Annotated in this window: 15 protein-coding genes and 1 pseudogene; 10 read left to right on the top strand and 6 right to left on the bottom strand. The window is 42.5% G+C overall.

The genetic code is table 11. The annotated features are described in order from the left end of the window. Positions 1-296 (bottom strand): DUF6444 domain-containing protein (locus F8S12_RS12810; protein ID WP_196515634.1); only part of this gene is annotated, 296 nt, incomplete at its 3' end. A 517-nt stretch (positions 297-813) separates the two neighbouring features. Here F8S12_RS12810 and F8S12_RS12805 point away from each other — a divergent pair. Further along, positions 814-954 carry a hypothetical protein gene (locus F8S12_RS12805; RefSeq protein ID WP_196516654.1) on the top strand — a complete coding sequence of 47 codons (141 nt, stop codon included), beginning with the start codon at positions 814-816 and terminating at the stop codon, positions 952-954. A gap of 192 nt (positions 955-1146) precedes the next feature. On the opposite strand, the gene F8S12_RS12800 is transcribed toward F8S12_RS12805, so the two are convergent. After that, positions 1147-1458 carry a hypothetical protein gene (locus tag F8S12_RS12800; protein WP_196516653.1) on the bottom strand — a complete coding sequence of 104 codons (312 nt, stop codon included), beginning with the start codon at positions 1456-1458 and terminating at the stop codon, positions 1147-1149. A gap of 116 nt (positions 1459-1574) precedes the next feature. Here F8S12_RS12800 and F8S12_RS12795 point away from each other — a divergent pair, with 116 nt between their 5' ends. Both F8S12_RS12795 and F8S12_RS12790 read left to right on the top strand, forming a co-directional pair. Then, positions 1575-2678, top strand: a complete 1104-nt coding sequence (locus F8S12_RS12795; RefSeq protein ID WP_196516652.1) for a helix-turn-helix domain-containing protein — start codon at positions 1575-1577, stop codon at positions 2676-2678. After that, the gene (locus F8S12_RS12790) at positions 2665-3180 is read left to right on the top strand and encodes a hypothetical protein (protein ID WP_196516651.1); all 516 of its coding nucleotides are present in this window, start codon (positions 2665-2667) and stop codon (positions 3178-3180) included. Before F8S12_RS12795 ends, F8S12_RS12790 begins: the two co-directional genes overlap by 14 nt. A 136-nt stretch (positions 3181-3316) precedes the next feature. Here F8S12_RS12790 and F8S12_RS12785 read toward each other — a convergent pair whose 3' ends face one another. After that, complete coding sequence (locus F8S12_RS12785; RefSeq protein WP_196516650.1) at positions 3317-3868, bottom strand: tyrosine-type recombinase/integrase; 552 nt, start codon at positions 3866-3868, stop codon at positions 3317-3319. 277 nt (positions 3869-4145) lie between these two features. Here F8S12_RS12785 and F8S12_RS12780 point away from each other — a divergent pair, with 277 nt between their 5' ends. From F8S12_RS12780 to F8S12_RS40550, 5 genes and pseudogenes are all read left to right on the top strand, one after another. Continuing rightward, on the top strand, positions 4146-4529 hold the full coding sequence (locus F8S12_RS12780) for a nuclear transport factor 2 family protein (protein WP_196516649.1): 384 nt from the start codon (positions 4146-4148) through the stop codon (positions 4527-4529). 851 nt (positions 4530-5380) lie between these two features. Then, complete coding sequence (locus tag F8S12_RS12775; RefSeq protein WP_196516648.1) at positions 5381-6460, top strand: TIGR04222 domain-containing membrane protein; 1080 nt, start codon at positions 5381-5383, stop codon at positions 6458-6460. Positions 6461-6465: 5 nt separating this feature from the next. Continuing rightward, positions 6466-7299: a DUF692 domain-containing protein gene (locus F8S12_RS12770; protein ID WP_196516647.1), complete on the top strand. Its 834-nt coding sequence runs from the start codon at positions 6466-6468 to the stop codon at positions 7297-7299. Continuing rightward, positions 7290-7856, top strand: a complete 567-nt coding sequence (locus F8S12_RS12765; RefSeq protein ID WP_196516646.1) for a hypothetical protein — start codon at positions 7290-7292, stop codon at positions 7854-7856. The genes F8S12_RS12770 and F8S12_RS12765 overlap by 10 nt, the downstream gene beginning before the upstream one ends. Positions 7857-7930: 74 nt before the next feature. Further along, positions 7931-8020: pseudogene (locus F8S12_RS40550) on the top strand (S-formylglutathione hydrolase); the annotation flags it as partial. Here F8S12_RS40550 and F8S12_RS12760 read toward each other — a convergent pair. From F8S12_RS12760 to F8S12_RS12750, 3 genes are all read right to left on the bottom strand, one after another. After that, positions 7993-8343: a hypothetical protein gene (locus tag F8S12_RS12760; RefSeq protein ID WP_230967984.1), complete on the bottom strand. Its 351-nt coding sequence runs from the start codon at positions 8341-8343 to the stop codon at positions 7993-7995. The pseudogene F8S12_RS40550 and the gene F8S12_RS12760 sit on opposite strands and share 28 nt — an antisense overlap. Before the next feature lie 83 nt (positions 8344-8426). After that, on the bottom strand, positions 8427-9665 hold the full coding sequence (locus F8S12_RS41985) for a ParB/RepB/Spo0J family partition protein (RefSeq protein ID WP_196516645.1): 1239 nt from the start codon (positions 9663-9665) through the stop codon (positions 8427-8429). Then, positions 9662-10432 carry a ParA family protein gene (locus tag F8S12_RS12750; RefSeq protein WP_196516644.1) on the bottom strand — a complete coding sequence of 257 codons (771 nt, stop codon included), beginning with the start codon at positions 10430-10432 and terminating at the stop codon, positions 9662-9664. The genes F8S12_RS41985 and F8S12_RS12750 overlap by 4 nt, the downstream gene beginning before the upstream one ends. Before the next feature lie 154 nt (positions 10433-10586). Here F8S12_RS12750 and F8S12_RS12745 point away from each other — a divergent pair, with 154 nt between their 5' ends. Further along, entirely contained in the window at positions 10587-10802 is a 216-nt protein-coding gene (locus F8S12_RS12745; RefSeq protein WP_196516643.1) for a hypothetical protein, read from the top strand. Between the two features lie 61 nt (positions 10803-10863). Further along, on the top strand, positions 10864-11328 hold the full coding sequence (locus F8S12_RS40540) for a hypothetical protein (RefSeq protein WP_230967982.1): 465 nt from the start codon (positions 10864-10866) through the stop codon (positions 11326-11328). Positions 11329-11556: the final 228 nt, after the last annotated feature.

Genomic DNA, 11556 nt, shown 5'->3' with positions numbered 1-11556 from the left:
AACCGACTATGACCCTTGTGTCCTGGTTGCCCTCCTCGCTTTTTACCACTCTTGTTTTTTTCTGGTTTTTTTTCCGCATGAAGTGGATCTGACGATGGGGGAATGCTGGAATTTTTTGATGTGCAATTGATTTTTTCTAATAACTCTTGATATTTGACCTCAAGTTCCGCCAGCCTTTTTTCTGATTGCTTTATATGCTGCCCCATTTTCTCCACCAGTTGTTTGATGCTGGCTGGAGTCTTTTCCCAATCTGAGTCGGAAATTTCAATTCCGTAGGCGAGGCAGTTTTCATCCATGCCTCTTAATCTACCACCTCAGTAACCCATTTTTGACTGTAGCGTTTCTTATCCTGTGAACGGTTACCATTAGTACGAGTTTACAAGTAAATTATGGGACTGAGCTTAACATAACTCCTGCATAACCTAAGAATAGGTTATATTTTATATAATTATTATATCCATTGTTTAACTAAAACCTCTCCAGAACTTCTATCAGGGCTAACGTGCAGATATTTACTCGTGGTATCCAAACTTGTATGCCCCAAAGTAGCCTGTAAGTACTATGAGATAAGCGTTTCAGCTTCGATGATGATTTGGGATAGCGATCGCTTACCATTGCTAAAAAGTTCCGATTTTAATTGGAGTCGGAACTAAAGAGCGATTTTTATGTGCTGTTCAACCCTTTTTACTCACTGAACCAGAATCAAAGTGTATAAAGTTCCAACTCCTCAATAAAATTCGGTACTTTATTCATTACTTTGCCCCTGGTGACAGTTTCCGTAACACTACCCCGTATTGCAGGTTGTTACATCTAATGACAAGCTGCTACACCTATAGATTATTAGTTAGGTACGATAATCAACCGAGGGAAATGAGTGCTGATTTAGAGAAAAACCTGCAAGCTGGCTGTGAAGCGACACCAACTTGGATAACAGGGGGTTGCTCTATCCACTGAGCTACGGAGGCAAGCACCTCCGGCAGGAATCGAACCTGCGACCAACCCTTCGCTTGCGAGGAGAAGCAAAATCTCACTCCATATCACAATTATAGCTGGGGATCTGTGAAAATAAGCCGTCCCGTCACTACGGTGGTCTATTTTCATAGACTCCCTAACTTTTATCATGACTCCAATGCTCCCTTAATTGCCTCACCGAATTCCACAGGCAGGTGGGTACAAACTTCGGATTTCCTGCTCAATTATCCGTCTTCCCGCTTGTTGAAGATGTGGTGTGTAGAGAACTGCAACTGCAAGAGTCCCTTGTTGGTTTCTTGTCCAGCAGTTTTCTCGGTCATGAGTTTCAACTCTTGTCTTAACGGAGGCAGACTCACCCACGTCAATCACATAGTCGATGCCATCTGTCCTTCTATCGAGAATAGCGTAAACGCCCGAATGGTCATATAGGTAGTTTGTATATGAATATGGCCCTTCAAACTCCCATCTTCCGATTGTGATAGTCATAAATTTACTTTTTCAAATATGTCAAACAGCTTTTACTTTTTTGAGTATAATTAAAGAATATAGAATTAGCTACTTTGACATATTTTAGTCCTCCAGCGAATAAGGGCAACTCAACTATGAAAGAGATCATCGCTGGCAACCTGATCCGCTACCGTAAAAGTCTAGGCTTGTCTCAAGAGCAACTTGCAGAACAAGCAGGGGTTACTCGCCAGAGTATTAATAACTACGAGAACGCCAAAACTTTACCAGACAGCAAAATCCTTTCTGCTCTGGCGAATGCTTTGGGCATTACACTCGATGACTTGCTACGCTCACAAGGTGAAGGACTACCCAACTTCCGGTTCCGCGCTTATGTAACATTCGACAAAAATGCCCAGTTTGCAGCCCAAATGCTACGAATGCTGCAAACTTATAACGCCCTAGAACAAGCCGTTGGCTTACCGACCTACACCCCAGAAAGTACACCTTGCCATCAAGTAGAAGGCAACGAAAAGCACATTCAGGCAATAGCTGCTTTGTTTCGCCATCGCTTGGGCTTGGGAGATGCTCCTATTGCCAACCTGTTTCAGTCTGTAGAAGAAATCGGCTTAAAAGTTTTACGCCAGTCCATTCCTATTAAAAATTTCTTTGGTCTTAGTGCTTGTAGTGATATTGAAGGTGCTTTTGTTTTGGTCAATACCCATAACATCACCATTGAACGTCAATTATTTACCCTTGCACATGAAATTGGACACCTTATCTTCCATCGTGTAGAGTACCAAAACACTCTAATTGAAGAAGGAACCAAAGAAGAAGAAAAAGCACGAGAAAAAGTAGCTAATTACTTTGCTAGTCATCTACTTGTGCCTCAAGCTGAATTTGAGCGAATGTATACACTTACCCAAGATATTGTCAAACTCAAACGGCATTTTCGGGTGAGTTACTTAGTTATCTTGAATCGTTTAACAGAAATGGGAATCATTGATTTTGCTAAAGAGAAAGCCAAAATATGTGCAATTTATAAAAAGCAACATGATGGTGCATCTTTGCAAAACTCAATGGAATTACCACCAGCACTGTCTGCGGATGATTATCCAGAAAATGAACGTTATGAATTTCTAATTTGGCAGTCCTTAAAATTGGGCAAGATTTCAGAGATGAAAGCAGCAGAACTTCTCAACTTAACTGTTGAAAAACTGCGGGTGCGTCGTCAAGAAAATGAGGTTTATGCAGTCGCTTAACGGAACAATTCTTGACGCAACAGCACTCATTGATTTTCGCTGGCTGAACGAGTGGGGGTGGCTACAACAGCACTACAGCCCGTTGTACATTGCCCAGGAACTTCTAGACTCAGATCAACTGGAAACCCAAACTCGTCAAGCTGCTAACCAATACTTAACACCTCTGGCTCTTTCCACAGAAGAGATGTTTGCCAGTTTTCTGGAATTTAACGTTAGAGCGCCCCTTTTGAGTGTCGCGGATCGATCTACAATTGCCATTGCCCGTCATCAATTGCTGATTTGTGCTAGTGATGATGGGCTAGTTATTGAAACCTGCAAGGCATACGGTGTTGCCTACACCAGAACACTGCGATTATTAGCTGAGATGGTAGAGACAGGACACAAAACAGTGATAGAGGTGACGACAATGGCTGATACCTTAATCAACGAGAGGGGTAAACACATCTCTCCCAGAGTTTTGGCGGATTGGAAAATAAGTCTACAGAAGTATGGCACGAGCTAAAAAATTTAATGTGGTTAGACTAAGTGCTTGAGTTAAAAATTTCTTGAAAAATTTTAACAGGTCTGCTGCTGTAATCTATTGAATAATTTATTTGTTTCGCTAAACTTTTAAGCTTTTCTCTTGAACAGCTTCATATTTAGAACCCAATCACTGAAACGGCTTTTCGCTTCTGCTCTGGCGTGACCTCCAGATAACGCTGCAACGTCCCCAGGTCGCTGTGACCAGAGATTTCTTGAATAGTTCTCAAAGGTATCCCAGCGCTTGACATTTGCGTGAGGGCAGTTCGCCTAAACGAATGGGTGCTGACTCCCTCTACCCCAATCCGCTTGCAGGCATCTCTTAGAATCTTGTCTGCCATGAATCGGGTCAGACGTTCAGTTACACCGCGCATACCTGGGAACATTGCCCCCGGTTTGGGCTGGTATTCGGTCAGCATTGCGGCTAGCCCTGGTGGGATGTCCACAATCCGGGTTTTATGCTTGCCTTTGGTGGTAGACTTGCGAAAAGTGATAGCACCAGATTTGATATCAGTCGTCTGGAGTGCTAGTGCTTCTGATACGCGACAACCAGTGAAAAGGCAAATCCCAAACAGAGCGCGATCGCGGGGAGTGAGAAATCCCTCCGTGAATAATCGCTTTAATTCGTCTTGGCTTAGTATTTTGCCTTGTCCGTTGCCGCTAACCTTCATGTTTTCTACTTTCTAGGGGATTACACGTTTGTACTAAAACGTGTAATTGATGACCCAAAGTATTGTAACTCCGTTAGCTCCCCCAACGCTCACTTTCGATATCAATTCCAACTTATCAATCGCAATCGCTACAACCCGCATTCCAACGTTGGATGATTAAACCTGCTTATGCTTGCAACGCGATTACCAATTGCAGGTATAATCTAGCCACCCTTGAACGCTTGCTTCACACCCTGTACCATGAATTCATCTAGGGTCAAATTCAACAACAAAAAGCATGGATGCCACCCACAAAGCCCAGGTCATCGATAACGAGAAAAAACTCCTCTCAGCAATGAAAACCAATAACGTGGAACTTTTGGATCAACTGCTTCACGATGAGCTTCTGTTTAACGGGCCTAGTGGCGAAACGGCAACCAAAGCGATGGATCTGGAAAATTACCGTTCGGGAAACATCAACCTGCATACACTTGAATCAAGTGATCTAATGCTAAACATGGTCGGAGACGACGTTGTTGTTGCCGTCACGGTAGAGATACTAGGAAACTATTTAGGGCAAGAAATTGATGGCAAATTCCGCTATCTCAGGGTTTGGAAGCTATTTGAAAACAACTGGAAAGTGATTGCAGGAAGTGTGGTTACGTTAAACACCGGCAACTGAAGAAGAAGAGAGCTTTGACTCAATACCTAGATGAGATTTTATTCACTCACTACCGTTGCTGTACCCTTTGGTACGGTGTCAACAATTGCCAAAATTTTAGGAATCAGCACGCTTATATCTGCTAATCGATTTGATGAGACATCTCCAAAATAGTAACATTCTGTGGTAAAAGAACATCAAGGAGCTTTTTTGACACAGAGACATGAGCGATATACTGAATCATATTGAAGAGAATCCTATTCGTTCTGTAAAAATATGCGCGAGTTGTTCAAGAAAGATTTCGGTTAAATCCTAAAAAGTATGAACAAGTAATTTTGACAATTTGTGGAGTAGTAAGATTACGAATTGGGGCACTTGTATTACCAGCAGAAATATACGCATTTACCTGAGAGAAAATGAATGCACATAGCCACGTTTTTTTGTCGGATTATTAACAACAAACATCTCAAACTCCTATTCTCTCGTCGAAACTAGCTGATTGCTCTCACTGGCGATCGCACCCTATAAGTTAGTCACAGAGATACTTGGGCAGTTTTCGGAGATGTCTAATGGAAGTAAGTTAAGATTTTTCAGCGTTTTTTATCCAGAAAATTTCCGTAATATCCCTAAATGAGTTTGTAGGTATTCACCAGTAAAATTCATCCAAGGAGTATGGAGAAATTAATGATACATAAGTTCCTGTGGTCGTGGTGGCGGCTGTGGAGGAGGGTAAAATTTAGTGTGTGCTATAATTGTGCGGTTGAGTAAATCAAAAATTCGAGAAAGCCAAATGTTCTAAAAAAAACGCTGCAAACATTGAGACATTTAATTTCTCTCAACTTTAAGTAATTCCCTGTAAAGGAGTAAAGGCAATGAATGCATTACTGCATAATCCAATTGCAGATATGTATGGAGTAGACTTTTTACTGTTTTATTGCTCTGTGATTGGGATAACTTTGGTAGTCTGCTGGCAGCTAATAAAAGATCCAACGAAAAACCAGCCTCTGCCGTTAATTCCTGCTGAACCAGATCCTTACGAAATCGCTTATTTGCGTTCCCAAGAAACAGGAATCGCCAATGTAGTTTTATTTGACTTGATTGTTCGGGGTTATTTGCAAGTCAGTGAACAATCCATCAGCCAAGTAGCAAATCATCCTGATGTATCTCAGCTACAGCCTATAGAGCGTGAGGTATTTGATCGATTGTCTTCCTCATCCACAGCGAAAACATCTCTTTCGTTGGCAACCAAGAGCATCCAGTTATACTGCAATGCTTATGAAGAGAAACTGCAAAATGAGCAACTGTTGTATGCTTTCCAGTGGCAAATAAGGAATATCATAGTTGTCTTGATTGGGGCGATGATTATTTTCAGTTTGTGGGGCTATAAGCTGCTCATAGTCTTGGGTAAAGGAGGCCATGAGGAAAGTTTTTTAGTTTCAATTAGCTTCTTTTACATTGTCTTCCTACTGGGGTTTGTCAGTGACCTCCTACAGGGGTTTGTCAGTAACCGATCGCATCTAAGTCAGCGAGGAAAAGTGTATCTGCAACAACTTCAAGCAACATTTTCCCGATTGCAGCAGAAGGTAAAAAATGAGATCCCTTCTGTATTTGACTACAACTTAGTGGTGGCACTCTTTGGCGTTGAGGCACTGGCTGGAACCTCTTATAACTCATACTACAAAGCATTTTTTCCGCCAACATTTTCTAGAACAGCTAGTAGGGGAAGCAGATCGTCTGGTAGTTCGTCCAGCAGTAGTTCTGACAGTGGCTCCTCATGCAGTAGCAGTTTATGTAGTAGTAGTTCTGAGAGTAGCTCCTCGTGCAGTAGTAGCTCGTCTGATAGCTCATGCAGTAGCAGTTCATGTAGTAGTAGTTCTGACAGTGGCTCCTCATGCAGTAGTAGCTCATGTAGCAGCAGTTCCTGCGGTGGTGGTGGCTGTGGAGGAGGTTAACAGCAATGCTTTCTCATCTCCCTAGTTTAGGCGTGGGGTTGGGTTTTCGGGAACCGTTTAAAAGCGATCTGTTTCTCAACCGTCAGCAGGTTGACTTTTTAGAAATTGTTGCCGAACACTATCTAGATGCATCTTGGCAAAAACAGCAGGAGTTAGAATTGCTTGCTGCTCATTTCCCGATAATTCCCCACGCGATTAATCTTTCGTTAGGCAGTGCTGAAGGTTTGGATACAGATTATTTACGCAAACTTGCAGCTTTAATTAAGCAACTCAACCCGCCTTGGTGGAGTGAGCATATCTGCTTTACAAAAGCGGGTGGAATTGATATCGGGCATTTGTCCCCACTACCTTATACTCAAGAAGCTGTGGAAGTACTTTGTCGCAATATTGCCGAGGTGCGTCGCTGGATTGATGTACCACTGATTCTAGAAAATATCACTTACATGGTGACTCTTCCAGGTGCAGAAATGACTGAAGCCCAGTTTTTAGCCGAGGTGGTAGAACGTTCTGATTGTGGACTGTTATTAGATATAACGAATCTCCACACTAATGCTGTGAACTATGGGTATGATGTTCATGAGTTTTTGCAACAATTACCGTGCGATCGCATCGTACAATTACATTTTGTTGGTGGGCATTGGCATGATGGTGTATTAATTGACAGCCATTCGCAATCCACGCCAGTGGAAGTATGGCAACTTATGGAGGAAGTTGTTGCCCGTGTTCCAGTTAAAGGAATTATTCTAGAACGAGATGAAAACTTACCACCCTTTGCAGAATTGACAAAAGAACTGCAAAAAGCACGGGAAATTAGCAGGAGTTATGGCAGATGGGGTTAGCACAAACCCAGGAAGTTTTAGCCCAACTTTACACTAATACGGAATTTAGAGAGCGTTTCTTTGCTAATCCAGAAACTGTTGGTGCAGAGTTGGAGCTGAGTTGTGATGAAGCACAAAAGTTAGCTCAAGTTTCAGCACAAGAGGTAAACGTCTTTGCCAATTCTCTAAAGTGGAAGCGGTTAAGGGAAGTACGCGAACAACTTCCACGCACTGCGCGGACATTGGGTAAAAATTTTACTGCCTTGTTTTGGCGATATGCTCAAACCCATGTACCAAAAGGAATCAAAAAACACAGGGAAGATGCGATCGCTTTTGCTAATTTTATCGCTAGAGTTACTCAAGAAGAAAACATAGATCCACCTTGGATTAGTGATTTGGTGCGCTACGAAAAAACATGGTTGTTGGCTTATGAACCTACTAGGCGCTTAATTGTGTGTTGGTTTCATTATCCTGTTGGCATAGCGAGTTCAGACACGATGAATCGCCAACTAACGATCGCAATTTGGTTTCGGTTTTCAAAGCTATTGCAACTGCGACATATTGTGCGCTCGCTATAGCGTGTTAATTACCAGGTAGTCCACGATAAAATAATCTTTCTCTGGCGATCGCTCAAGGATTGAAAATACAATTAATGTATAACCTCAATCTCATTTCAGAATATAAAAGCTTTGGTGGCAAACTCGGCTTTTACAGTCATCCCTCCTCAACGTGTAACGGTGATGCAAATATTGTCGAAATGTTGATAGTGAACAACGGGCGAAATTGACGGTGATTCGATTCAACTATATATTGCTGCGGGAAAGCTACAGCAATTGATGGTAATTTTGTTTGCTCAAAGTTCTTTGCACTTTTAAACGGTTGCTTTAGTTTTTTAAATAAAGACTCGTCTATTAATAATTTATCGCCTACCAGATTTACGAGAGAGTCCCAGATGTTCGGTTGTTCTGAATCGTCAGCTTCTACTTTGGCATTACTCAAATTTTCGACGTGGATGTAATCTAACCAAGCTTTGAGTAATTCTCGAATCTGTGAATCTTCCGCCATCTCTGTTTCTCCCCTCGCACCCAATCATGAATCACAGGTAAAAAGACTCTAAAAGTAGAGATTACCTGAGAATTTACCCCAAGTCACTCATCCCCTAGTAAGGCTTCGAGCTTGTTTAAAAGGTTTACTAGCTGCTTTTGCTTTCTAGGTTCTTTCCAAAGCTGACGCTTCTTAATGCGCTGGGTGATATTTTGGAGGCGGTCTGGTATTTGGTTAGTTGTTTTAGATGAGGATGTTTGTTCATCATCCGTCCAAGCTGTGATTTTTTCTTTGATTTGGCTTAAAGACCAATCCGATGCTATCGCTTCGGACAAAAGTTTTTTTCGGATTTCATTATTTCTTACCCGCGCCAAGACTTGTGCTTTGGTGTATTCCAGTTTCCCGGAACGCAGTGCTATTAAAATTTCTTCGGGCAGATTGAGCAAAGGTAAGCGTGTGGTAATGAACGATAGCCAATTCATGAGTCCCAGGCTCAAAAACACCTCTTGTACCGTTTTCACTTGTTCTTCATCTGGGTTAGGAGAAACCTTTCTCCTAGATTCATTTTTCTCGGCTAACTGGTCAGAAATGTTGTCCTCAGATTGCGGATTATCTGGGTTAGGAGAAACGTTTTTCCTAGATTCATTTTTCTCGGCTAACTGGTCAGAAACGTTGTCCTCAGATTGTGGATTATCTGGGTTAGGAGAAACGTTTTTCCTAGATTCATTTTTCTCGGCTAACTGGTCAGAAATGTTGTTCTCAGATTGTGGATTATCTGAGTTAGGAGAAACGTTTTTCCTAGATTCATTTAATGAGTCTTTTGACGGCTGTTCCCCCTTGCTGTGAGCGTTTTTCATTCGGTACAGCAAGGATTTGACGGCTTCTACATCGCAATGCAACCGGATTGCCAACAGGTGCAAGATCCCTTCAGTTTCTTCAACAGGGTTAAGGTCTTCTCGTTGCAGGTTTTCAATCAAAGCCAACTGAAACGCTTGGTCATCAGATAGCTCACGCACAACCACAGGCGCGACTTCAAGCAAAGCTTCAAGTCCTGCCCTATAGCGTCGTTCTCCTGCTACTAATTCGTATTTCCCAGAGCCTATTGGACGCACCAACAGAGGTTGAAGGATGCCATGCTGCTTGACTGACGAGACTAATTCTTTTAATGCTTGTGGGTCAAAGTATCGTCTGGGCTGCTGTTGGGGTAGAACTATATCTGAGAGTTGGATTTGAGTTTCAGTAGCGGCTGGCAACTCGGCATCTGGGGAGGATAACCAAGGTGCAGGTGGTGGAGTTGTAATTTGACCCCCAAAAGGTTTGTCTGTTTGTTTGCGTCGGTTCATAAAGCCTCCAAAGCCTTGGCGATTTCTTCAAGAATAGCGACTACAGGATGTTTTTGGTCAAATACTGCTAGGGGCGCACGTTCTTCTGACGCATCGACAAAAGCGGTAGCTCTAGGGATGGGTGGGAAGATCCGACCCCAAGCTGAAAGTTGAGATTGGATAGCTGCCAATGCGCGTTTATCGGCTGAATTCTGTTGAGCATACCGAGTGGGAACAAACCCTGCTATTTGGATTTTACGGTTGGCTTTATTTTTTACGTGGGTGATAGTTTGTAAAAGTTCGTCTGTTCCCTCGAAGGCTTTTATATGGGTTTCAACGGGAACGAGTACGTGTGTGGCCGCGACTAAGGCGATATAGGAAAGCAATCCTAAGCTGGGGGGACAATCTATAAGAATGAAGTCGTATTCATTTAGAACAGATTCAACGGCTTCCTTAAGGCGCAACTCGCGCATCACAGCACTGACTAACTGCATTTCGGCTCCACTTAAGACTCGGCTTGCTGGAACCAAGTCCATGCCGTGAATGCCCTCATGAATTGGTAAGGGCTGCTCATCGATAATGGCATCAGCAACGGTTTTTTGTAACTGAGATGGCACTAACCCCATGAATTTGGTCAAGGACGCTTGGGGGTCTACGTCGATGAGGAGAACGCGATGTTTTCGTCGTGCTAGGTGGTATCCCAAATTTTGGGTCAGTGTCGATTTGGCGACACCACCCGCTTGGTTAAACAGGGCGATAATGCGGCATGGAGGGTCAGAAGTTGACACTGGCTTTCGTTCCTAGAAGATACGATGATCTTTGGTCAACCGGCTCGGTTTTACTTTCCAGTTTATTGAAGTGTATCAGATGAGGAGAAGTTCTAGCTAAGACAGTAATTTCAGCAGTAGACTTTATAGAATCAAGCAATATTAAGTCATTCCTATGACAACCAAACAAGCAATTTTTGAAGCGATTGAACAACTGCCAGAGCAGCACCAACAAGACGTGTTGCGGTATGTTCAACAGCTTGCACGTACTCAGAAATCACCAGATCCCAACCTTCCCAATTCCAGTAGCGACCCCCTGGCAAACTTCATTGGTGCAGTATCTCACGCCTCCCTAGCTGCCAACTTAGACTCGGAACTCTATGGCGACTAAGTGCTGAACTGGTCAAATGTACGTGCGCGGTGTGGTAAAAAGTAGCTATTAAGGGTGCATCATGGAGACAAACTATACATTCAAATTCAATTCTGATACTGCCTTATCAGCCCTCAAAGTAGGTAAATACGACCCGATTAACTTCTACGAGGCGCGTTTAGACCTGTTCAACCTTTCGGTAATGGCAGACTACGATCAGCTAATTTGCCTGCCCACACTAACTGCTATTGACAAATATTGGTATCAGATTGAAACAGCCCGAAAAGTACTTAGACAACTGGGTGGACGCGCATATATACAGCAAGGCTTTTCAGATCATCTTGCAGGTTTTTACTCATATCTCGGCTCAATACCTATCTTACCCCATTACAGGTTAGCGTTCGCTTTTTACTTCATCCTCTACCCACCAAAGAATTCGGTCTTTGTTGCCTCGGACTGGGAGCAATGCGATTTTGTGAGGTCGGACAAAAAAAGTGCGATCGCTAAAAATTATATTCAAGTACGGAGTGATTTTATTTACAAATAAAATATTGATTCGCAGGAGAATTCATCTTGATGAGATATCTCAAAAAGATTGCTAGTAAGTCATTTGACGATTATTTCCCAAAATATCTGTAACAAGCCTTTGATATTTAGTATCAATTACAGCAACCAATAGCTAAAGATGAGAACGCAAGTATAAAATTAATCAAGCAGTTTGAGGTTTAATAAAGGAATTAAAGATAGAAATACAAAAATTATCCCAACTTCCAGC

Source organism: Nostoc sp. WHI, from assembly GCF_015714725.1.
Classification (GTDB): Bacteria; Cyanobacteriota; Cyanobacteriia; order Cyanobacteriales; family Nostocaceae; genus Nostoc.
Note: the sequence above shows the minus strand (reverse complement) of the source record. Positions and strands in the feature narration are given on the sequence as shown.